This window comes from Arachidicoccus sp. (genome assembly GCF_050436765.1).
Taxonomy (GTDB): domain Bacteria; phylum Bacteroidota; class Bacteroidia; order Chitinophagales; family Chitinophagaceae; genus Arachidicoccus.
In genome coordinates, this window is record NZ_JBNQGD010000295.1 from 1 (window position 1) to 24672 (window position 24672).

Consider the following 24672-nt stretch of genomic DNA (forward strand, 5'->3'; position numbering starts at 1 on the left):
TTCTGCTCCTGGAAATAACTCACATAGCCCAACTCAACTTGAAAGCTGTTTGTTATACCATAATTCAACCCCAGATAAGCTCGATTCTGATCAAAAGTATTGTACACAATAGAATGCCCCATATTCAGCAAAATTTCATCAGCAGCCTTCGCGTTTAATGTGCCTGTTGCAGTAAGCTTTTTAATAAGCGGGTATTGCAGTTGCAATTGATAGCGAAAACGCTGTGTAAATGTGTAACCTGATTTCAGTTCACTGCCACTGCTTTTGCGTGTCCACCGCTGTTCCAACTGAAACCGGTGGCTAATCGTGAGATTCTCTATCTTTTGCTTGTAAGATAAAAACTCATCGGGCCGCAGCTCAGGTACAGTTAACTGTTGTGGCTTAGTAGGGTCTTGAGGATTAAGTGAAGTATAATAAGTAAACCCAATACCCGCGCTCCAGCCAGCGCCCAGCTCACGTTCCAATGTTACGCGTGGCAGCACCCAGTTACCTTGCCGGTCGTCTTTAAAAAACCTTCTGTCCTCAAATTCGACATCAATAGTATAGTGAGGTGAAAGATTGTATTTGCCGAAATAACGCAACCAATACTGGCTCTGGTGTGTTACACTTTTTTGTGCAAACAGTACACCAGTGCTGCTAATAAAGACCGAAGTAAGTATGTATAAAATTTTATATTTTTTCTTGATTTGCATAATAATTGAATTGGAGAAATTAAAATTGTTTCCTTAATCTGTGAGCGGCCATGCCCGTCTTAAAAGTCGATTTAACTTGCAGCCGTGCAACCCTCCTGCTGGTTCGTTCGGATAGATTTTATGCATAAATTATTTTACTAGTCTATTATTTTAATAGACTAAATGATTAAAAAAGAAAATGTTTTTGCGCTAAACAGTGCCAATACCAACTTGACAAGTAAAAAAATCCACACCAGCAGAGTTGCAAAATTTATTAGTCTATATTTTTTATAGACTAATAAATCAAAACAATCTATTCCACGTAATTTTCGACAAAGAAACTAAATCATATAATTCCTACCAAATTAATATGAATTAATTTTAAAAAAATTATTTCGCCTCCAATTTTCTTTCTCTTTTTATAATATCGGCGAGCGTCGCGGCATTTAATTTTTTTATAGTATCATTTCTGATTTCCATTGCAACCTGTCTTATGCCACAGGTAGCCTCGTCCACACACTCCTCACAACGATCATAAAAATTTAAAGAGACACATGGTAGTAAAGCGATCGCACCATCAAAGAGCCGCATTACTATTTCCATATTAATTTGATCCGGCGTAGTACTTAGAGAATACCCGCCAAACTTTCCCTTTTTGCTTTTTACAATACGTGCATTTCTAAGCTCCGATAAAATAGATTCCAGAAATTTTAAAGGAATATTTTGAGCTTCTGAGATTCTACTCACAGAAATAGGTTCTTCTTTCTTATGTTTAGCGATAAATACTAAAGCATTGATAGCATATTTAGCTTTCTTTGACAGCATTTCACTTGCTTTAATTGTTGGGAAACGAAGTTCTCGTAATAATTTCAATTAAGCAAAATAACTTAAATCAATTTCACTAAAATCAGACTTCTTGAGCTTTGACAAAACTAAATCAACAATTTTAAGTACAAATCTCAAATCCGATCCACGGAAAATTTCCAATGTATAAGACCCTTTGATTTCATCAAAACTAGTGCTCTATACGAATTCCATCCAAGTGAAGAAACCATATCTCTTGCCACCAAATAAAAGCCTTTTTGTCCTCGCCACGCAAAATATGCGGATCTCTAATCCCTACTATTGAACTAATCCTTGGATAATAAATAGACAAGTAAAATATTGATTCCTCTTTCTTTTAAAACATTCGTAATCCGAGATGATTGTGGTTAAGGATTTGCTTTTACATCCATAATCAGACTCCGCCATCCTTCCTACACAGGAAATTATAAAATTGAAGGGCTCACGATAATTTCGCGTTCTCTGTCTTAAAAGATTAATAAACTGAAAACACATAAGACTTACGGTCAAAAATCTGCGCGCAATATTTTCTTTTGGTTAAGCACAAATTATTTTTCAATCTAATCTTTTCAATTTCAAATTGGTGAAAATTAAGACCTCAAAATAAATTTGTTTAAACCGTAAAACTGATCAAACGAATGGAATATCTACGAAGACAATATAGCTGCTTGATAATGCGCAATGCAGTTCGTCCAATTTTATTTTTTCATTGTAATGCACCAGCGTCAAACAATAAAAAACGTGCCGTCTTACCGGCAACCATAACTTATGTCAACAATTCATCCTCTACTTTTTTACAATATCAGTAAGGGAAACAATTGCTTTTCCAATACACCCACTCGGCATCTGTATATGTAACAGCGCAGCAATGGTAGGTGCAATATCAGTCATATAATTTGTACTATTAGTTTCTCCATGAGGGATTTTCCACCCCATAAAAATCAAAGGAATATGCGTATCATAAGCATTCCATAGCCCATGAGAAGTCCCAGTCTTATAATTGTCTGGCAACCATCCAGATTGCAGAATAATTTTTATATCCCCACTTCTTTCTCTATTATAACCATTAATAATCATTTCACGTATAGAAGAAGGAATGGGGGCTGTAACTGCCCTACTTTCATCAATGGCATATAAAATACCTTTTTGCTTTTGTAAGAAAACAATTGTTGCTGCCTTAATTTTCTCTTTGTTCAATTGATTTGATTCAATATTTCTATTATCAAAAGAAACTTCAAAATTCTCGATATCAAGAACAAGTTTATTAACGCCAAATTCCTTTTGCAAGTATTCATTTAACGCCATTGTAAGATTCGGAAAAAAGCCTGTTGGCATTTTACGTTCTTTCATAAAGCCCTCTGAATGCGCACCACCATGATCGGCAGTAAGAAATATTAAATAATTACCTTTACCAACTTTCGCATCCAACATATCGAGGAAAGTCGCCAAATCCCTGTCCAATCGCAAATACACATCCTCAATTTCTATAGCGTTTGGCCCCGTCATGTGACCAACATAATCAGTAGATGCGCAATTAATAGTTAGGAAATCTGTGTAATTACCTTGTCCTAGTTTTTCACCATTAATTGCCGCTTCCGCAAAATTCAATGTAAGAGTATTCCCATATGGCGTTTGGCGAAAAGATTCTTTATCTATGGAATAAGCTTTGGCGACATCAAAAGGAAATGTGGGGGTTGCCGAACCTTTTAATTTTCCTTCCCAAGGTTCATCATCTTTTGTACTCTCTGTATATTGGTCAATAGATAATAAGGGTTTCCAGCTCCGTTTAATTAGTTTGTCAATATTTTTCTCCTCATTAAATACTTTTACCCAAATAGGTAACTCTTTCATGTAATAAGTACTGGTAATAAAATTACCGGATGAATCATCCAACCAAAAAGCACCAGTCGGATTATGTCCGGCAGGCAGAATTGCGGCACGATCTTTTAAGGAAACACCTATAACTTTCGATTTAAAATTAGTCGCCAAACGCAGTTCATCGGTAATAGTTGTAACCCAAAGATTATGGGGGGACATTTCACCCGCGCCTCCAACAGCGCCAACAGTTGACACAGTCGAGTCATCAGTACAATAAGTAGTTTTTTCTGAATTCTGAAAACGCCAACTATTCCCTGCAATACCATCAATAGATGGCACGGATCCAGTAAAGATTGTAGAGTGTCCAACTGCTGTATATGCAGGCAAATAGTTGACAAATGTGTTTGCGCAACTATATCCTTCATTAAGTAATCGCTTAAAACCTCCCTCCGAATATTTATCGTAGAAACGATAGAGATAGTCCCACCGCATTTGGTCTACTACAATTCCAACCACTAATTTTGGTCTTTGCATTTGTGCGAAAGAAAAAAGAGACATATAAGAAAATAAAAAAAACAATACTATTTTTTTCATAAAAGATTTTTAATAAATTTAAAAAAAGATGTGTCGAAGTGGTTAATTACAATAATCAATGAAGCATTAGCTACCGTGTATTTAGAATCTTTTAATGGGCATTCTTACCCAAAAAATTATTGTTATGAATATCCTTGCAATTTATTGTATCTATGGCTTTCCCAAAATAGTCCGGTAACGTCCCAAGCCAATCTACCGAGCAGTTATTCATGAAAATGCCATCCGTATTTTCAACATAAAATCCTGCAGTTGGATGTTTTATTAAACCTTGAACTTTTGAGGGTCGTCTATCGTATACCCCACTCTTAATACTGGTTATTTTTTTTAAACGAACATGGACAGAATTAAAATATATATCATGAACCAATCTTGCCGATTCCGCTGAGATATAAACCCCATTTTCAGATTTAGCAACAATATTAGAAAAATAGATATCACTTACAGGACCAACCTTACCATGCATAGCACCTTCTGGGAAGCGCCAATTTGCATCTTTATTATTAGCATCGGCTCTTATAAATGCGGTAATATAAATAGGCTCCGCTTTCCCCCACCATACATCTGAAAACAGATGCGATTCAATAACGAAATTTGAAAACTGGATGTCACTTACGCTGCCTTCATCTCTATTTTGAATACCAATGCCACGATTGGAATTTTTGACAATACAGTTATCAAAAACAACATGGCAAATACTGTCCATATTCTCAGATCCAATTTTCACTGCACAACTCCTGGAAGTCATAATGCAATTCGTTACTACAATATTTTCGCAGGCGCCAAACTCTTTATACTCACGGCGATTTTTCAAGCAAATACAATCATCTCCTGATTCAATTTGGCAATTCGAAATTCGTACATTTTTGCAATGGTCAATATCTATGCCGTCGCTATTGCGCACTTTTACATTATTTAGAAGATTTATACCATCAATTACCACATTATTACAACCCGCCAAATGAATGGTCCAATAGGCCGAATTGACAATATTTAATTCACGAATTTGAATATTACTCGAACCAATCAAAGTCAATAAATGAGGTCTGTGATCTTCATTATGTAATATAGGTTTTAATTCATAGCTATCATTGAGTTCCTTTCCCATAAACGAAACACCATTGCCGTCAATCCTGCCAGGTCCGCACAAGGTTACGTCTTTTATCTTATTACCACCTATCCAAATCATACCCTCCCCTCTATTCGTGCCAAATGCACTGTTGACATACAATTTTTCGTTGGGACTAGCCAGAATCGTTGCACCTGCACTTACATATAGAGTCACAAATGATTTTAAATCAAAAGGTCCACTTAGATAAACTTTACCGGCAGGAACAAATACAGTTCCACCTCCAGCAGCAGTACAAGCATCCATAGCTTTTTGAAATGCTTTAGCGTTATCCGTCTTTCCATCCCCAATTGCACCAAAGGTTTCAACATTAAAAATGGTATTGGTTTGTCTTAGGTTTAATTGGTTAGCTTTATAAAAATTGGCACAATTGGCAATATTTGTAATAAAAAGACCCAATATAATACAGACAACACCTATATAAGATCTAATATATCGTAAGATCATAATATTATTGCCGTTATGTAAACCAATACTACATACAAATCTTTTAGATTGAAATTTTTGTTTAATTGCTTCCATATTATGATATTATTTTTTTAAGACAATTCAAATTTCCTTTTTTTAAAAATCCATATATAATCAAATAAATATTCATCTAAAATATTTTATTTGTCATCACTTCTTCAAGGTTGGTTGGCAATGGCGCTTCCCCAGTTAGTGGGTTTATCTACAAGCCAAATATCCATTCTATGTCCTACGCTATCCTTTTTGGCTTTCCCCATTCTATTTATTGAATCAGGTTCATTATTTCCCTTTATATTTTGAAAAAAACGGTGGCAAAAATAATTCTTCGCATATGGCTTTCCATCTAATTCTATTTTTTCTATATAACATGCTTGGGGAGAACTTTTGTGGCAGATAATAGAAAAGCAATCTCCTAAATTATTTGCATTTTTACCCTTAATTAAACTCGTTATAAACAAACCCGGCCGGATAACAACTGTGTCAAAAAGAGGGGCACAAATTAAATATCGTCCACTAACCGGATCCACTGGATAAAACCCCATGGAAGCAAACACATACCAAGCACTCATTTGACCTCCATCATCATTGCCACCTAAGCCGCCAGGCCCTTCGCTATACTCCTGATTTAAAATACGATGTACCCGAACTGTGGTTTTGTACGGCTGGCTTGTATAATTATACATAAAAGGAATCTGTTGACCGGGTTCATTTCCATGCCAATAACCACCGCTCTGAAACAATTTGTCCAAGGATTCCATGAATCGTTTTTGACCTCCCATTAATTTGATTAATCCTTTTACATCTTGAGGGACATAAAAACTAAGTTGATGCGGAGTCCCCTCTGTTATAAAACTTTCTCTTGCCTCTGGATTAAAACGACTAATCCACTTACCACTAATATAGCGACCTCGAACAGAGTTTACAGATTTATCAAAAACCTTATAGTAGTTTTCGCTGCGCCGTTTTAGCATTTCATAATCTTTTTGATAACCTAAAGATTTCGCTACTGTACTTAAAGCATAATCATCATAGTAATACTCCATACTACGGCTCACTTGCTCTTTTTTATGAAAAGCTACTGGGACAGAATCCTCTAATGGTATATAGCCATATTTCAAATAACTATTTAAAGCCCTTCGCCCCATTCCATTATGATAATCGGCCGAATCTGCCACTTCAAAACTATTTTTATGCATATACTTATAGGCTTCCACGATATTGTAATCTCTAATACCTTTATTGTAGGCCGAAGCAATAAAAGCAACTGCGTGATCCCCAACCATGGCGTCCGTATAATTATTCCAGCATGGAAAAATAGGCAGCCAACCACCTTGTTGCGCTTTTAGGATTAGAGACTCAACCAATTGATTAATAAAATTAGGTTGTAGAATTTCATATAAAGGAAGCTCCGCTCTATAGATGTCCCACATGGAAAAGTCATCATAGTACTTTTTACCTGACTCAATATCCTTTTTACTTAAGCGTTCCAATTGATAATAACCTCCAAATTTTGGATAATAACCATCTACATCACTAAAAAGACGCGGCTGCTGCATACTGTGATAAAGAGATGTATAAAAAATGTGCTTTAATTTTTCATTTTTAGTGCTAACTTTAATTTGTGCCAAACTAGTTTCCCATTCCTGTTTAGCAGCTCGTCTAACTGTTTCAAAACTCTTTTTACCAATTTCAACATTCAAATTTCTTTTTGCCCCTTGAAAACTTGAGAAAGAATTTCCAATGCGTAACACCAGTCGCTCTCCTTTACGTAAATAAAATCCAAGATAAGCATCGGTAGCAGTATTCTTATATCCCGAATTAGTTCTAGGTACTGTCCTTTTCTGTTCGCTACCACCCACTTCAATAAAGCCACTATTTTCATCTTCGTCGTACACAACTCGACAAGGCACCTTATCAAAACTCAAATAAAAATATCCGCTAAATCCTGCGCTCTCGCCCCATCCCTGATAAATACGGTGTGCTGGATTTGAGGCAAAAAAAATATTTTTCTTCCCTGCTGCAAAGACAAGACCTTTACCGATATCACTATTAGGATGTATATGCACAAAGAGGCTATCATCACTATTCATTGTATAAACAATAATTCCGCTTCTTAGTGAGCCACTTACTTCGACTTTGTATTTGTCAGGTATATCCATTTGATAATAATACGGAGTCGATGTTTCCCAGTTGTGTTTAAACATTATGACATCGTTTTTTAATTCCAAATGGCCCGATGTCCCCATGATTGTCAAGCTACCATAATCTTGCGTACATGATCCACTCAACCAATGCGTTGCCCGAATACCAGAAAACAGCGTATCACCATATTTATATGGAGCATTACACTTTTGTTCGAAGAAGCGGGTCTGGGGTGTAAAATTAACCATAGCAAATGGCAAACCAACATCTGGAATAGTATTGCCCGCCGTCTCGCTACTTGTTTCACTATGCTTTAAAGCAGAAATCGTCGTAGCATTGGCTGTACCTGAAAATGGCTGAACATAATCAACTAACCATTTGGAATGATTAGATTGTGCAAAAAGCGAATAGGAACCAAAAACAAATACTAAAATTAATAATCTGCAACTCTTCAATTTATTATTAAGAATTGAATGTAGCGTAAATTGATTTATATGTTTAAATCCTTTCAAAATCATTTTAATCATTTTTAAATTAAACGGTATCTTAGAATTTAAGTTAGGTATCTTCAAGATCAAAAAGAGGTTTACTGAATTTAAGCATCCACACATCTAAAATTATTTGAAAACAATATTAGATAAAGATGGTGGCAAATCTTGTTTTGAAATGCCGGTAGCCCATGTGCCGGGCTTTGCTCCCATAGTCAACTCTAATATTTTACCATTCATTAATTCATCGTGGGTAATCCAGCATCTGTTAAGTGGTACACCACCTAAGGTGGCTGCGATAATAAAATGATTTTTATCTGAGAGATTTCTCGCTTTAATAATAAAATCCTTCGACTTATTTAAATGAATAACGGTCATCGAATAGGTGGGTGAATTTATTAAATAATAAGGCTGCCCGGCATTAGGATAAAGTCCCATTTGATGAAAGGCAAACCAAGATGACATGGCTCCACTATCATCATTTCCAGGGAGACCATCGTTCGTCGCATGGAAGTTCTTTTTAATAATTTCCAAGATACGTTTGGAACTCAAATCAGGCCTTCCCACAAAACTATAAAGATCCGGCGTCAGAAAAGAAGGCTCGTTTCCCACATTATAATAATGATTATCAAAAAGTGTATTGAGCTTTTTAATAAATGCTTGTCGTCCACCAGATTTGGCAACGATTGCGGCGATATCATGGGGGATCGAAAAAGAATACTCCCAACTGCTCGCTTCATAAAAAACGCCGCACCACCAACAAACACAATTAGGCCAATCCTTTGATAATGGAGTATTATAAGCCATTGACGAAATACGGTTATTGTCAATACTGCAATTAATACTATCCACCCATTTCCCATCTGGGTTACGAGGCATAATAAACCCTTTAGATCCATGGTCTGTGATATTATGCCATAAATTTTGCCAATTATTTGCTTGACGAATAAAATGTTCATATACATCTCCCATGTTTAACCCTTTGGCTACCGTAGCAATGCAATAATCGTCATAAGCATATTCAACCGTTCTATTGCCCGAGCGAACAAATCTGTGACTTACATACCCAAGATTATTATAATCGGTTAAGCCACCCCGACCTTCTTTTTCCTCATTTCCGCCCGGAGGAATCTCTGCATCTTTTAACATAGCTTTCATAGCCAGCTTATAATTGATACCGGTCAAATGCTTAACAAAAGCATCAGCTATCACAATCTCAGCATTTGAGCCCCCTTGAGTTCGACCATTGTCATTACCACTTCTTGCATCGGGCAAATAACCGTCGTGCAAATAGATTTGTAAAAGGGCATTTACAATAGCAGTCTCTCTTTCAGGAGCAATTAAAGTGAGTAAAGGAAAAGAACATCTGTAGGTATCCCAAATAGCATAAAAATCATCATAATATGGAGTCGTATTCTCCCAATTGGGGTTCTCTCCTGTTCTATCTGTTGGCATCAGCATGGTATGATAAAGAGCTGTATAGAACATGGTTTTCTGTTCATTTATTTCCTGATCTACTGCACTTTTACATTTCACTCCTTTTGTAATTGCGTTTTCTTTTGTTGGAGTTTCTCCGACACACTGAATCTCAATACGGGACAGATAGTCTTGCCAAGAAGTAATGAGATTTTCATAAGTTTTTTGAAAATCGAATATGGAATTAATCTGATTATTCGAAATAGCATTGTCAGTTAAGTTTGCCTTTGCATTTAACTCTCCTATAAATGATATACCTACGCGCATTTTAAGGCTATCTCCCAAAAGATTTTTGGCATCAAAACATACTATAGCGCCTGTTTTCTTTCCGTCATCTTTCTGTGCTGCAATACCCTTGCATAGTTGTTCCGCACGCCAAGTGCTAAAAGTAGAAAATTTATGATCAAAGATCACATAGTAATATACGGTGTAAGCCTTACCATTGTTCCACCCGCCCCGAATCCTCGAATAACCTCGCAAGCTACTATCCGAAAGTACTTGTACACTACTGCCGACAAATTGCTGCGCTTCCCTATAATTTGGTATCGACTTTTCTCCCAAAAATAAGCCTCCGTCAATTTTTACTTTAAGGGGATATTTTCCATTATTTTTATTCGGCCGTTTATTAAAAATAAACCGATATAGCGAAGACCGCGCTGAAGTAGTAATGTCTGTACGAATATGATATTTGTTTAAATAAACACTATAAAATCCAAGAGAGACGTTTTCTTGGGACCAAGTGGAGTGGGCATGAATATCGTCTTTACCGCTAAAAGCCATTACACTAATATTACCGTATTTTGGTCCACCACCTGTGCCGCTTACATGCACTTGACTAAACCCGTAAATCGGAATGATGCTGTCTGCTACAAAACCGCTATTAGCGCCGACTGAATTATCCGGCCCAGGTTTTACCATCCCAAAAGGGCAACTTGGACCAATGAAAATATGACCATCTCCCTTTGACCCAATCAAAGGATTCACGTAACGGGTAACTAAAGTAGTTTGTCCTTTTAATAAACTTATTGAAAGAACAAAAAGCAACAGAAGTCTCGCATTTATACTTAATTTTTCTTTCAATATCAATAATTGTTTCATAAAATAATTTTTGAGAGTATTCAAATAAAAACGCAATACATACTCATTCTACTTTATCGTCTACTTCCTTATACAACACAAAAAACATCTATTCTGTTCGACAGAATTCGTCTATTATATCTTACGATTTTACCATGTAAATACCGTAATGAACAACGATATTTACAAATGATTTACCAGTGCGGTCTATACTTCCTATAAAGCCTTTCAACAATTGTTAAAAGTTGGTTCTTATCGGGTTTCGTGGGGTAGCTCTTTGTCGTAGTTACAAACTTCCATTCAAAATCTTTAATGTGATTTTCAAACGCTCGCTGATCAAAGCCCTTTTCCGTGCCGAAGCGACGCATGTAATTTAGTCTTGCTTCGAAATAAGCACTCCATCGTGGTTTATAAAAATCGTCTAACAGACCACTCCATTGTCGGCAGGCATATTCGTGTAAATCAGAATTTTTATCACCCCATAGTGTAATTAAATCTCTCGCGTTTTTCTCATACAAATTCTTCTGGGCAGTATTTGTCCCCCAAGCCCTTGCAGCTGCAATCCAAGGGCCTAATAAAAAATCTTTTCTCGTTGACAATAATCTATCCATATCTTCAATTAGATGAATAAAACGAGTGGCGTAGGCTTTCATTTGAAGACTATCATCCTGATAAACGGCTCTAGCATAATGCTGCTGCAAATCACTAGCATAATTTGCCATAACTTGGCGAAGAACATCCACTAAATCAAAACGAAAGCCCTCAGAATTTTCCGCAGCAGGAACTGTTTTCATTAATTCATCCAGTGCCATCACCAAATCTTTAGGCTGATAATTAAGTTTGGTTCTTACCCAGCGTGCCGAGCTATCCAGTGTGGGTCTGGCCTGAATAATTGATTCTGCACCATCACGTATAAAATTAGCTTTACCCACATGGTAAACAGTATTAGCCAGAATCCTCCAAGCTTTTATGGCATGTATATCAGAGCTGCCATACCTATCTAAAACATATTGAGATAACCATTTTTTTAAATCGATGGATTGATCTGTCCAGGTATTAGTAGTCATCAATTCATAAATGGCCGGATTTTGTGCTATTCCTTCGGGTGTAAGTCCAATACCCACCATCTTTCCGCCATTTTTATCATGCAGCGCTTCTGAAGGGCCATTGGCGACTTGACGCATATTTCCGAACAAATTAGTATTACCTCCAAAATTGTTTAGCATATTCCATATCCAAGGCTTACCGAAAAAGGCATTTGTGCTATTCCACACCGGATAAACTTCTGAAATTAAATCTAAAATTATCATCTTATTATCTGGAACCGCATCTAACAAGGCCTTTATTTGTGTATCTTTCCAAAACTTCCTGTCATTATAAAACAACCACCCCTGCATAACCCAAATTGCAGTGCTATCAACTGACTGCATTCCTTTATAAATTTTTGCACTTAGGCTGGACAAATAAGCTGAATCGCCACTTGGCGGCTGATTTTCATTGAAAGTATCTGCCGAATAAAAATGATCGGTGCCATAAAGTTCAGTCTGCTTTCGAAGAAACTTTGTAGCAATCATGCTAAAGTTAGCATCAGTTGCATCTAAAATATAAGTATCACCAAAACCGTTATGCCAGTTTGTCGCTTTTAAATTCGCATTTGGAAAATGTTTTTTAAAAGTAGCTGGAACATGCCCAGTAAAAGCCGGAAGTACCACCTTCATCCCCAATGATCTTTCTCTTTGCAATATCTTCTTTTGTAAAAGATAATGGGATTTCATCCAAGCAAAAGGTAGTGGGCCTCCCCAACCATCTATGTTACCCATCCAGAGCCAAGCAAAATAAGCAGGCCCACTAAAAAAATGAGATAATTCTTCATCCCCAAACCCCATCTCTTTGTAAACGCGATACCACGTATAGGCCTGACCTGTAATCGCAAGCGGCATATTTATGCCATGCATGGCCATCCAGTCAATTTCTTTTTGCCACCTCGGCCAGTTCCACCAAGACATAGAATAATTAAATGTGCAGTAATTAAGATAATATCGATAATCGTAAGGTGTTTTTTTGGAAATCTTTTGTTTTAATTTTGGGAGAGTATGAGGCAAATGCAAGTTTACTCCATTCCAAGTAATCTGGCAATGACAATAGCTCGTCAAATAATAATATAGGCCACTGGCTACCGCTACACCGCTCGTTCCACTAATAAGGATTTTATCGCCTTTGCTTTCTAATTCAAATCTATCTTTTCCATCAAACGCGATAGATTCTATAACAAAATAATCGGCATTTTTTCCCAGGACTCTTTTTATCAAGTCTTTTGCTGCAGAGATATCTAAGGACTTACCAGTTTGGGGAAGTATATCTCTTGTAGATGTTGAGAATGGTTCTTTCTTTGGTGCTTCTGGATAAGCATCTGACTCGAAGATAACACAAGCCGTTGATGAAGTAATTATCGCGAAAATAAAGATAATTACCCCCAGACACCTAATGATAAATTGATGTCGTCTAAGACGAGTTGAAAGTCTTTCTTTTTTTACTGATGGGGCAAAACGCCGCAACTTTCCGCTTTTACTTTTAATAAGAATGGTTCCTTGCATTTTTTATTATCATTTAAGGTAGAAGCCCGTGCTAGTTAATTATGTGTCTTTCCTATCTCTGCGCCCGTATCCCGTTCATCATTTTTTTACCAAAAAACAGTATATAGTGCTGCCAAAATACCTAATATGATGATGGAGCCAAAAGCAAAACCGGACGAAAATCGAAACATGGAACTGTCTACTTCTATTACTTTTTGGTCGCCTTCTAAAGTTGGTTTGATGAAACTTATTACCACCATCACCAACACAGTCAAAACGAAACAAATACCCATTCTATCTAAAAAGGCAATATCGGGAAAACTACCGGAAGTCCAAACAGGTAAAAATTTCAGAACGGTTGAAAGAGGAATAGTGAGCAATGCACCCGTCATAGCTGCAAGCGTTGTCGTTTTCCGCCAGAAAAAACCGAGCAGAAATATAGCCAGTACACCGGGAGAAATAAAACCCACGTATTCCTGTATAAACTGGTAGACCTGATCTAAAGAACGAAGGCTTGGCGCCACAAGAGCTGCAATACTTAGCGATACAATTACCACCCACTTACCAGTACGCACTAATTTAGCCTCAGTAGCTCCCTTATTGAAATATTTTTTATATATATCCAAAGAAAAAATGGTGGAGATACTATTGGCTTTACCCGCAAGAGAAGCCACGATAGCAGCCGTTAAAGCCGCAAAAGCCATTCCTTTTAAACCTGAAGGGAGTATATTCATCAGGGTCGGATAGGCATGATCGGGTTTTACAACACCAACAATACTAGTCATCTCAGCATGAAACAGACCTTTGTTATATAATACAAACATCACAATGCCCGGAAGCACCGCAATAACAGGCACTAATAGTTTTAAAAAGGCAGCAAATAAAATCCCTTTTCTCGCAGTTTTCAAATCAGCACCCAAAGCTCGTTGAACGATATATTGATTGCAGCCCCAATAAGCGAGGTTATTGACGAGCATACCGCCAATTAAAACAGAGATTCCCGGTAGGTCTTTATAATAAGGGTTAGAAGGTTTAAAGATCATATGAAAATGATCTGGAGCCTGCTCCTTTAGAAGAGATAACCCTTTAATAACGTTTTTACCATAACCAAATTCTGTACTAAGCAAGGTAAGCGCCAAATAAGTTGTAATTAGACCACCAATAACCAGCACAATAACCTGTATAACATCGGTGTAACCAATTACTTTCATACCTCCAAGTGTCAAAAAACCAGCAAAAAGTACAAGGCCAAAAACACTCCAGCCAAAACTTATAGTAGATACAGAAGAAATAGCCAGGGCACCCAAATAAATAATCGAAGTCAAATTAACAAACACATACACCAAAAGCCAAAATATTGCCATTATACTACTTACCCTATCATTGTAGCGCGTAGCCAAAAACTGAGGCATGGTGTAAATTTTATTTTTAAGATACACAGGAATTATAAATATAGCCACGAGAATTAAAGCCGCCGCTGCCATCCATTCGTAGGAGGAAATCGCTAGCCCAAGTGCAAAACCAGAACCTGACATACCAATAAATTGCTCTGCGGATATATTGGAAGCAATTAGAGAGGCCCCAATAGCCCACCAGGTTAGTGATCCTTCGGCTAAAAAAAATTCCTTTGCTTCCCCAGTTTTAGCTTTCTTCTTTTTATATACATAATACCCATAAAAACTTACCGCAATAAAATAGACAAAAAACACAATATAATCAGCAGTATGGAGAGTATTCATTTATTCTAGAAGATTTTTAAAAAGTGAAATGCTTTTCAATTTAGGCTTAAATATGATTAACCCATATTTCTATGTATATAATTATTCAAAATTTATTTCAAGCATCTGTTTAAATGTGAGTTTCAACTTTAAGCTATTTGATTCAACCTTCAAAAACAATTAATGACAACCCTCCCCTAACAACTCCACATGAATTGTCCGAGACTAATAGCCTCGTGGCCATAAAATAAGTTCCAATACTTCAACAATGCCACTAAAAATCAATATTATTGAATACTTATTAAGCTACATTAATCTACCACCTAAAGTTTTATAAACAATTTCATTTTGTACATCCATCTAAGTAATACCATTTCAATGATGAGTACACCTATCCAATGCATAGTGCTATAAAATGCAGGCGGCACATTCTTGATAATTCCATCAAATAAATAATGGCTGCTGCTTTCAAAATCAATACCGCCATGAACACTTACGTAAATAAAAATGGAATTCATTCCTATCCAGACAAATGGCAAGCAACATTTTCGAATAAACTTACCCCATTTAGATTCTTGCGTTTGAACGTCAGTGTTGATTGAGTGAGAGTTAGAATCTCGAAAAACTAAAACGTCAATTACCAGATAAAACACGCTAATGAGTATCAGACTCCAACCACCTGCAAATAAGACAAACGAGCTGGTCCACATATTTTTATTTATGGGGAAATACAAATATTTTTCCCATAATAATCCAAGCACTAAAGATAAAATACCCGCAGCAAATAAAGAGACAGCCTTCATTAACCCCGTTGTTAAATAATGTGGTTGCACATTTTGATCTCCAAAAACTTGCTCACTCTTTAAAAAGATGCCCGTAAATATTCCGAGTAGTGCAGTACAAATAGCAGGGAGATTAGACAAAAGTCCTTCGGGATCATACACAGTCCTATGCAATTTACCAGGTAGCCAATTACGATCGATATAGGCGGCTAAATTTCCTGACGGGGTTAATACAGCTCTCCCAAAATTAGGCACGGGGACATAACACATGAGTAACCAATAGAAAACCAAAATAGCAAAAAACCAAATAACACACTTCCTCCAACTAAAATTTAAATAAATAACGGCCGCAAAGAAACAAGCAATTGCAATACGGGCTAATACACTTGCAAAACGTGTATCGCTGTATGCATTAAATGCCAAATCTCCATTAACAACCATACCTAACAGTATTAGTAATAATGTTCTTTTTAACAAAGAAAAGTATATCTTTTTTTTCTGTTTATTTTTAAAGACAGTATTATCTAACCTAAAATAACTATCAAAAGAAAAAGGCATCGTCACACCGGATATAAAAATAAATAGAGGAAAAATCAGATCATAAAAAGTAAATCCATTCCAGACGCTATGATGTAACTCACTACTTAACATATGAAATATCTTCGTCCATCCAGCCGGGTTTGTTGCCTTTGCGAGGCCATGGACAACCCCCTCTCCTCCGATAATCCAAAACATATCAAACCCTCGCAAACAATCCAGCGATAAAAGCCTGAGTTTTTTAACTGGGGCCTTTTCTTTTTTAAGGTTACTTGTTGAGCTTATCGTATTCGATTGGTTCATATGATAAAGGTTGGACGGAATATTGGACGGCAATCATAATAAGCAGAAAAAAACTCGAATTTTCCTGATTTAATAAGGTATTGAATATCACCGCTTAAACGCTATATTTTAAAGTTTAGAGTTTAAGTATTTAATATTATTTATTATAGCTATATCACAAACACCTTATTTTATTCATACTAAATCCCATTTTTATTTATAACCTGGATTTTGCACTAAGGCAGGGTTAACTTGCATCGCAGAAGTCGGAATCGGGAAAATACGTTTGTATGTATTATTATCAGTTTTAAAACCCCATGTACCTTCGTATTTACCAAAACGAATCATATCGTTTCTATGCCAAGATTCCCAAGCAAACTCACGACATCTCTCATTATAAATTGAATCTAATGTAACATTTGCCCAAGGAGCAGATATTGATCTATTAGCTCTGAGTTGGTTTACAAGCGACAATGCTGTTGCACCGTTAGTGGCTGCGCCACCCCTTAATATAGCTTCAGCTTTCATTAAAATAATATCAGAATAACGGAACATTGGTATATCATTATTTTGATTTCGATTGGTAGAGGTCGCATCTGGGAGAAATTTGATATTTCTGTATCCCATATTCCACGCAATCTCGTCATTACCCAAATCGAAAGTACCTGGATTTAAGCGCAGGAGTATATTAGGAGTCAAGTTTACCTGATAGGTGTAGCTGCCGTTTGGATTACTCCCTGAATATTTAAAATCATAGCCCTGATTTGTGGTCGTTACTGTTACCGGGGTAACACCATCGTTCATGTATTGCAAGCCAGTAAGCCACTGTGCGTTGCGAATATCACCTGGATCATTAAAATATGCGTAGAATTCTGGCAATGTACTTCTTGGAGCACTCGGCGTAAATGGCAAACCGAATTTCTTGGCTTCAGATCTTGGCACATCATAGCGCGCGAAATACATATTTCCGTTTAATCCGTACCCTGTGGCATAGGTGGGAGAATAAGGAATAACAAAAATGAATTCTTTGTCACTTGGACCATTATTTGGATAAAATTGGTTTAAATAAGTGCCTCTTGGTTCCAATGCATAATTGCCGGAATTTATAACAGAGTCAGATGCAATGATACAATCGTTGTAGCGTTGTTTACCGGTATAATACTCTGCATTCAGATACATTTTAGCTAATAAAGCGTAAGCACTATATTTAGTCACTCTGCCATAAGTAAGCATGCTCACTTCTCTGCTGAGATAGGGAAGACAAGATTTTACATCTTGCTCAATAAAATTAAATACTTGTGCTCTTGATACATTCGCATGAGGAGTAAAGTCACCATAAGTTGTATCGATAGGGACATTGCCATATAAATCCATCATCATAAAATAGCCAAGTGCACGTACCATTTTTAACTCTGCAATAGTTTCATTTTTGTTATTCCCTTCCGGCATGGTACCATTTAATATATTTATTGCTTGGTTGGAAACGCCAATTACTTTTTCCAGATACCCCCAACATGAACCAGTCCAACCATGATCTTTTGTCCAACTATGATAATGAAGCATGCTATAATTTTGATTATCATACCAATTCCCGCCTCTCGACGGCAATATGGATTCGTCGGTGCTGGCAGACTGCATAAACCAATAATCCAAAGCATAATTTCCTCTTAAAGCAACATAAGCAGCTCCGGCCGCTTCAATATATTGAAGAGAATCCTGCGGAAAAACACTAGGAGTCAATTCAGTAGTTACCGCTACATCAATTTTATGACAAGACGCCAACATACTACCTAGAAATATCAGCATCGCAGTCATTCTAAATATTTTTTTCATATAAATGATTTTTTCTAAATTTTAAAAAATTAGAGATTGATATTTAATCCAAATAATAAAGTCCGCGTTTTAGGATAAAAATTATCAGAATCAATACCGGGTGCGTTACCGCCTTGATTAATTTCAGGATCAATCCCTTTGTACTTAGTTATAACAAATAAATTATTGACGGTAGCATATATTCTACATCTTTTGATATAGCGACCAAGACGGGAAAAATTATAGCCAAGGGTTGCATTATCTAAACGTATAAAACTACCGCTCTCGATAAAACGTGTGGAGTACTTGAAAGCATTTACGTCATTAATTGACTCGTTAGCTACATCAGTTAAAATATTGGTGTATTGGGCTGTGCTTGGTCTGAAAAGATCTGCTCTGGCAACATTGAAAATCTTGCCTCCAAAAGATCCTCTAAGGAAAACGTTCAAATCGAAATTCTTATAACGAAACGTATTGGCCCAACCCGCAATCAATTTTGGCTGAGGTGACCCGGCGTAATGATAATCGGTACCAATTGACGGCGTAGTGGTGAGTGATCCGTCCGCTGCTACATATTGGGAGATTCCATTTGAATTTTTGCCCGCATATTGCAAAGTAAAGAACTGTCCTAAAGGCCTGCCTGCTTTAAGAATTTGTAATGTACTCCCTGTTTGACCACCGCCATCGGGCTGCGTCAAACGAACTGAGTCTCCCCCTGTGAACAGAGGATTATTCAAGCTAGTGATTTCGTTCTTATTATGTGCAAGATTGATTCCTGTGGTCCAAGTAAAAGAATGGTGATTTACAACACTCGCATTCAAAGAAAACTCTACTCCTTTATTACTCATACTTCCACCATTAGCGACAATTGATCCGCTAGGAATTAAGATGGGATCTACTGAATAAGAATAAATCATGCCAGTTGTATTTTTATCATACACATCAATCGATCCTGTCACAACTCCCTTTAAAAATCCAAAATCAACACCAATATTTTTGGTGGCGGTTTTTTCCCACTTTAAGTCTGGATTCTCTGCCTGAGTAGGGCCATATGCAGCCTCCGTAGAACCATTGTAATAATAGGTGCCAAGGCTGCCAGAGATAAACTGAGCCGTATACGCACTGAATCCAGTCGCATTACCGGTAACACCATAGCTCAACCTCAGTTTAAGATTGCTGAACAATCGCTGATTCGCCATGAAAGCTTCCTTATCGATTCTCCAAGCGGCACCTATTGATGGGAAATATCCCCATTGGTGGTTAGCCCCAAAAACAGAGCTTCCATCACGACGAATAGAGGCCTGCAATAAGTACTTTTCTCGAAAGTTATAATTCAAACGAGCAAAGTCTGATATAAACTTTGTCTTATTGTAGACACCATCTGCTCCGAAATTTACCACATATCCGGTAACTGCTGTATAATTACTTAGAGCCAAATTATAAAACCCGATATTATCTACTGCCAAGTTGGTCGTCGTGGCCTGAAAGCCATCTCCTGAACTATTTTGTTGCCAAGAATACCCAGCGACCAGATTGATTCCATGGTCTCCAATTTTTTTATCCCAAGTCAAATAATCTTCTATAGTAGTCGTTTCATTTTGGTAGCTACTGCGTAAGGCTGATCCATTGACCCCAAAGTTTATGAGACTATGCGTAGCCGGAGGTTCTGGATTGGAATAAAAATTAGCACTATTGTATTTTGAATAATAGCTATCATAGAATTCTCCATGTAAATAGTTAGAGCGTTGATATGAGGCGTCCAGATTATATTTTAAGCCAAACGGCAATTTCACTTCTACTGTAAAAGCTCCAACCAGATTATTGAATTTGGTATTGTCTTGGGCGTGATCAATCAATGCTAAGGGGTTAAAATAGCCCGTATTGTTAAAATTCTCAAAGAAACTACCATCAGCGTTCCTTACTGGTGAAACTGGGAGATGAAGGATAGATTGTTGTAAAACTACATTTCTATTTGGAACATTATTGGCGTTACTAATTGAATTGGTCAAATTAAAACCAACTTTAACCTTATTATTAATAGCATACTGCTCAACAGCTAGGTGTGCAATTAATCTTGAAAGATTGCTCGATTGAATAATACCTTCCTTGTTAGTATATGTGACACTTGCAATATAATTACCATGGTCTGAACCGCCACTTATTGACATATTTTCGCTATGCGATATTGCCTGATTCCTTTCTACAGCGGCTTGCCAATCCGTATTAGCACCCAAGTCATCATTTGGAGATAATGCAAGGCTATTTTTTCGTAAAAAACTTCTTAGCTGAGCACTATCCATTAAATCTAATTTATTAGATACTTTTTCAACACCCACATAACTATTATAATCGATTGAAGGATCCCCTTTTTTACCTTTTTTTGTCGTTATTATAATAATTCCATTTGCACCACGGTTACCATAAATTGCTGTAGCCGCTGCATCCTTAAGCACATCTATGGAGGCTATATCATTTGGAGACACCAAAGAAATATCAGCACCTGGCACTCCATCGATAACATAGTAAGGGGATTGAGAGCTATTGATAGTAGAAGCACCCCGGAGAATAATTGCAGCCGGGCGATTAGGGTCACCACTCGCCGTAATATTCAATCCAGGAACTTTACCTTGCAATAATTGTCCAACATCAGTAATGGCACCTTTGTTCATATCCTCTCCCTTCAGAGAAGAGATAGAACTGGTGAGTGTTTTGCGGGAGCCTGTACCATAACCAACTACAACTACATCTCCAAGACTGGCTGCAGTTTCTTCCATTACAACTTGATAATTCACTTGATCTGTAATCAGGACCTCTCTGGTCTTGAAGGTTAGCCCGGAAAAAACCAATATATCTCCATTGGAAGCAATAATAGAAAAGCTGCCATCTGGTCCAGAAGTTGTAAAGCGTTTTGTTCCTTTTACATTAATAGTGACTGCTTCTGCGGCCCTTCCGCTACTTCCTGTAACCGTCCCCGAAATGCTTTTTTGACTCTGGGCAAATAGTATATTGCCCGGCATGGTGAATAATAAGAGTAGTAACAAAAAAGAACAACTCTTAAAAAACTTTAATTGCAAAATTCTCATTTTTTAATTTTTTACAGATGGTAAATTAGAAACAATTAGGTGTTTTAATTTTAAGCAGTTAAAATCTTAATTAATCGACAAATAATTTTACAGACTGGTTATAATCCAATCCTGTTAGAACTGAAGAATCGGAGAAATGGCCAATCAAGCAAAAACAATCTAAAATTTTAACTTCTCAGGCAAATATTTACGAACCAGTTCCTGATAATAAGGTTTTAACTCCTCCCAACTCTTTTGATTTGGGTTTTTAGAATAGAGGTCATAAGGATTAAATAATCGCACCCATTTAAACATTTCTTGATCATGCTCGTTTAGTAAATGGTCATAAGCATTTTCTCGATGTTGCGCATAAAAAGAATGATATCGAAGCATATAAAGGCCGGGTTCTGGAATATAATCCTTCATCATCTGATAAATATATTCATCGTGTCCCCAGGATATTTGAACTTTATCTAATCCACAATGTGGTTCATAGATTCCATATTTAGTTTGGTATTTATCATTTTGCGAATCGGGATTACTTTTAAAGAATTCCGAATAAACTATTTTATCTGAAAAAGCACAACCCAGCGGAAATGTGTCGCCCACAACAGCCCACTGAGGTTCACCAAATAAACAAAGCACTTTACCCATATCGTGGATCAATCCAACTAATACCATCCAGTCTGGATGCCCGTCATTTCGAATAGCTTCGGATGTCTGCAGAAGATGCTGCATCTGATCTAAATCAATATCAGGATCTGAATCATCAACCAATTTATTCAAAAAGTCAAAAGAGTCCCAAATTGGCATTTCCTTCTTGTCGAACTTCAAATAATTATCTCTTTTTTCTTTAGCAAATTCATATGTTTGATATTTATGGTTTAACTCATAAAAATCTTTAACGCTATCACGAGCAGGAGCTTCATAATTTCTGAACTTGTCTTGTTCTTTGACATTGGCAAGACTATGGGGATCAGGATAGCGTTTTAATACATCTTCATCCCACACTTCCAGATTCTGAAGAGGATTTTGATTTTTCTCCGAATACAAAGCATCTTTTTTTAGCATAACAAATTTTTAAGTTAAATGTGAATCCGTGTCCAAATAATACCGCTAATTTAACATTCTAAAAAATCAGAAATATGAATAATTGTTAACTTTATTTACTTAAACGTTTAATAAAACAATACATTTTCTCGCTAAAAAAATAGAAGATTTTTTATGTCGCCAAGCATTTTACTTCAGGAAAAAGCGGAAGGAATTATATTTGTTATAAAAAGATTTCACTTGCAGGTGCGAAGATTAAAACCATTTAATAAATCAATGAGATCTTTAAAACCGATAAGATAACGTTAATAAAGAACGAGAGGTCAAATTTAAAATAGAGTAAAGAATCAATTCATAAAGTCGATAAAAATAATTAGGCATTTAATTTAAGGATCCAAATTTTAAAATGACTCGTTCGAATAACCCTTTCCAACGAGATCCGTTCGCTATTTTCAAATTAACTACGATATAAAGGAAGAATTTAATTCTAATAAATATTTCCTAGAATGCCGTATATTTGGAACAGTTTTAATAATATGCACAATTAACTGATATTCAATCAATCCTCTTTGTTATTTCCCTTTTTAAAAACATTAACCTTTTTTCAACTACTATAATGAATAAACAGCTGAATTATGGCAAATGTGACTATTAAAATTTTAGCCAAAGAACTGGGCCTATCAACAGCTGCGATATCCAAGGCTCTGCATGATAGCCATGAAATTAGTGTGGCTACAAAACAACGAGTACTTGCACTTGCAAAGGAGCTGAATTATATTCCGAACCCTTATGCAAGTAGCCTTCGCCATAGAAAGAGTAACACCTTAGCTGTTGTTTTACCCGATGTAACTGACAGCTTTTTTTCTGAAGCTATTAATGGAATAGAATCCGTTGCCATAGAAAAAGACTTCCATGTTTTACTATATCTTACGCACGAAAGGGCGCAAAGAGAAGAAGCAATTCTAAAGGAGTTTCAAAGTGGAAGAGTGGATGGCATACTGATGTCTATAAGTTCAGAAACAACCAACTTTGATAGTATTTCTGGTATTTTTAGCAAGAACATGCCAATTGTTTTTTTCGACAGAATTTGTGAGCAAATAAACACAGCAAAAATCATTACCGATGATTTTGAAAGTAGTTATATTGCAACATCACATCTTATTGAGCAGGGTTGCGAAAAAATTACCTTTTTATCAAATTCCGATAGTTTATTGATAACAAAAAACAGAAAAGAAGGTGCATTGAAGGCCTGTTGCGAAAATGGCATTGAAAAAACCTTTTTACACCTCATGCTCGACTGTTATGCAAACAAATTTGATTATGAAAAGATGGAAGAATTATTAACTTCGGAACAGAGGCCAGACGGCATTATTTGTTGTATTGAAAAATTCACCCCTAATGTTTATACGGTTTGTCGCGAACTAGGCTTATCCATACCCAAAGACATTAAAATCCTAAGTTTCTCCAATTTAAATGCTGCAGGTATTTTAAATCCTTCCCTGACAACCATTACACAACCAGCTTTTGAAATGGGCAAAGTGGCAGCGACAATATTAATTAAATCCATTCAGAAAAAAAGTTTTCATCTAATTGATGAGACGATTATTTTACCCTCTACTTTACATACTCGTGAGTCTACCAGATTGTGGATTAATGATTAGGATTCGCTGAGAAGTAATTTTCCTCTAATGTCCACCGCTAAACCCAGTTGCAACTTGATTTCCCCATTTTTTCTTTTCGTATTTTGGTTCCTTACGTTTGGATAATTTTCATTTGATGATTAAAGTATTAAAAACAATCTTTCAGATTTCCAACCAAGAAAAATTTTGTAATTTCAGCCGTCATTTATCAAAAAATTTAACGTTTAAAATAAAAGGGTGTGTATTAAGCCCTGAACTTAATAAATATGCCCCATTAGCTAACAAAATTATGCAGGCAATTGATAAACGCATTATCAAAAAGCGCGTTCATCATCTACCTATTAATAGCTCTCATTTTTTAGAGAAACTCAAGCGGCGTTTGGGAAAAATCGATGCACAGAGACATTATTGGACCAAAAAGATATCCTGTATTTACTTGAATAATCATCAGTGCAGAACCCGAGAGTGCGCTGAAAAGAGCTTTAAGAATACGAGAAATATACTTTGAGAATA

At 36.5% G+C, this 24672-nt stretch carries 14 protein-coding genes; 2 read left to right on the forward strand and 12 right to left on the reverse strand.

The window, feature by feature from the left end; translation table 11 throughout:
• The 12 genes from ACQR30_RS12620 to ACQR30_RS12675 form a co-directional block, all read right to left on the reverse strand.
• A partial coding sequence (locus ACQR30_RS12620; protein WP_429735630.1) for a DUF2490 domain-containing protein occupies window positions 1–692 on the reverse strand: 692 nt, incomplete at its 3' end.
• A 369-nt stretch (window positions 693–1061) separates the two neighbouring features.
• Window positions 1062–1496, reverse strand: a complete 435-nt coding sequence (locus ACQR30_RS12625) for an RrF2 family transcriptional regulator (RefSeq protein ID WP_429735633.1) — start codon at window positions 1494–1496, stop codon at window positions 1062–1064.
• A gap of 804 nt (window positions 1497–2300) precedes the next feature.
• Entirely contained in the window at window positions 2301–3926 is a 1626-nt protein-coding gene (gene pafA, locus ACQR30_RS12630) for an alkaline phosphatase PafA (RefSeq protein ID WP_429735635.1), read from the reverse strand.
• A gap of 91 nt (window positions 3927–4017) precedes the next feature.
• Entirely contained in the window at window positions 4018–5574 is a 1557-nt protein-coding gene (locus tag ACQR30_RS12635; protein WP_429735637.1) for a glycoside hydrolase family 28 protein, read from the reverse strand.
• 104 nt (window positions 5575–5678) lie between these two features.
• On the reverse strand, window positions 5679–8180 hold the full coding sequence (locus tag ACQR30_RS12640; protein WP_429735639.1) for a GH92 family glycosyl hydrolase: 2502 nt from the start codon (window positions 8178–8180) through the stop codon (window positions 5679–5681).
• 99 nt (window positions 8181–8279) lie between these two features.
• Window positions 8280–10724: a GH92 family glycosyl hydrolase gene (locus tag ACQR30_RS12645; RefSeq protein ID WP_429735641.1), complete on the reverse strand. Its 2445-nt coding sequence runs from the start codon at window positions 10722–10724 to the stop codon at window positions 8280–8282.
• 173 nt (window positions 10725–10897) lie between these two features.
• Entirely contained in the window at window positions 10898–13297 is a 2400-nt protein-coding gene (locus tag ACQR30_RS12650; protein ID WP_429735643.1) for an alpha-N-acetylglucosaminidase, read from the reverse strand.
• Window positions 13298–13383: 86 nt separating this feature from the next.
• Window positions 13384–15015 carry a sodium:solute symporter family transporter gene (locus ACQR30_RS12655; protein WP_429735645.1) on the reverse strand — a complete coding sequence of 544 codons (1632 nt, stop codon included), beginning with the start codon at window positions 15013–15015 and terminating at the stop codon, window positions 13384–13386.
• A 302-nt stretch (window positions 15016–15317) separates the two neighbouring features.
• The gene (locus tag ACQR30_RS12660) at window positions 15318–16616 is read right to left on the reverse strand and encodes an acyltransferase family protein (protein ID WP_429735647.1); all 1299 of its coding nucleotides are present in this window, start codon (window positions 16614–16616) and stop codon (window positions 15318–15320) included.
• A gap of 192 nt (window positions 16617–16808) precedes the next feature.
• Entirely contained in the window at window positions 16809–18428 is a 1620-nt protein-coding gene (locus ACQR30_RS12665) for a RagB/SusD family nutrient uptake outer membrane protein (protein WP_429735649.1), read from the reverse strand.
• Window positions 18429–18457: 29 nt separating this feature from the next.
• Complete coding sequence (locus tag ACQR30_RS12670; protein ID WP_429735651.1) at window positions 18458–21490, reverse strand: SusC/RagA family TonB-linked outer membrane protein; 3033 nt, start codon at window positions 21488–21490, stop codon at window positions 18458–18460.
• 159 nt (window positions 21491–21649) lie between these two features.
• On the reverse strand, window positions 21650–22540 hold the full coding sequence (locus ACQR30_RS12675; protein WP_429735653.1) for an inositol oxygenase family protein: 891 nt from the start codon (window positions 22538–22540) through the stop codon (window positions 21650–21652).
• Between the two features lie 614 nt (window positions 22541–23154).
• Here ACQR30_RS12675 and ACQR30_RS12680 point away from each other — a divergent pair.
• Complete coding sequence (locus ACQR30_RS12680; RefSeq protein ID WP_429735655.1) at window positions 23155–24180, forward strand: LacI family DNA-binding transcriptional regulator; 1026 nt, start codon at window positions 23155–23157, stop codon at window positions 24178–24180.
• Window positions 24181–24295: 115 nt separating this feature from the next.
• Complete coding sequence (locus tag ACQR30_RS12685; protein ID WP_429735657.1) at window positions 24296–24667, forward strand: hypothetical protein; 372 nt, start codon at window positions 24296–24298, stop codon at window positions 24665–24667.
• The last annotated feature ends 5 nt before the right edge of the window (window positions 24668–24672 follow it).

What these genes read in the sequence shown, in the direction of transcription:
- ACQR30_RS12625 (WP_429735633.1), bottom strand. Translation starts at nt 1,496, where the DNA reads ATGCTGTCAAAGAAAGCTAAATATGCTATCAATGCTTTAGTATTTATC.
- pafA (WP_429735635.1), bottom strand. Translation starts at nt 3,926, where the DNA reads ATGAAAAAAATAGTATTGTTTTTTTTATTTTCTTATATGTCTCTTTTT.
- ACQR30_RS12635 (WP_429735637.1), bottom strand. Translation starts at nt 5,574, where the DNA reads ATGGAAGCAATTAAACAAAAATTTCAATCTAAAAGATTTGTATGTAGT.
- ACQR30_RS12640 (WP_429735639.1), bottom strand. Translation starts at nt 8,180, where the DNA reads ATGATTTTGAAAGGATTTAAACATATAAATCAATTTACGCTACATTCA.
- ACQR30_RS12645 (WP_429735641.1), bottom strand. Translation starts at nt 10,724, where the DNA reads ATGAAACAATTATTGATATTGAAAGAAAAATTAAGTATAAATGCGAGA.
- ACQR30_RS12650 (WP_429735643.1), bottom strand. Translation starts at nt 13,297, where the DNA reads ATGCAAGGAACCATTCTTATTAAAAGTAAAAGCGGAAAGTTGCGGCGT.
- ACQR30_RS12655 (WP_429735645.1), bottom strand. Translation starts at nt 15,015, where the DNA reads ATGAATACTCTCCATACTGCTGATTATATTGTGTTTTTTGTCTATTTT.
- ACQR30_RS12660 (WP_429735647.1), bottom strand. Translation starts at nt 16,616, where the DNA reads ATGAACCAATCGAATACGATAAGCTCAACAAGTAACCTTAAAAAAGAA.
- ACQR30_RS12665 (WP_429735649.1), bottom strand. Translation starts at nt 18,428, where the DNA reads ATGAAAAAAATATTTAGAATGACTGCGATGCTGATATTTCTAGGTAGT.
- ACQR30_RS12670 (WP_429735651.1), bottom strand. Translation starts at nt 21,490, where the DNA reads ATGAGAATTTTGCAATTAAAGTTTTTTAAGAGTTGTTCTTTTTTGTTA.
- ACQR30_RS12675 (WP_429735653.1), bottom strand. Translation starts at nt 22,540, where the DNA reads ATGCTAAAAAAAGATGCTTTGTATTCGGAGAAAAATCAAAATCCTCTT.
- ACQR30_RS12680 (WP_429735655.1), top strand. Translation starts at nt 23,155, where the DNA reads ATGGCAAATGTGACTATTAAAATTTTAGCCAAAGAACTGGGCCTATCA.
- ACQR30_RS12685 (WP_429735657.1), top strand. Translation starts at nt 24,296, where the DNA reads ATGATTAAAGTATTAAAAACAATCTTTCAGATTTCCAACCAAGAAAAA.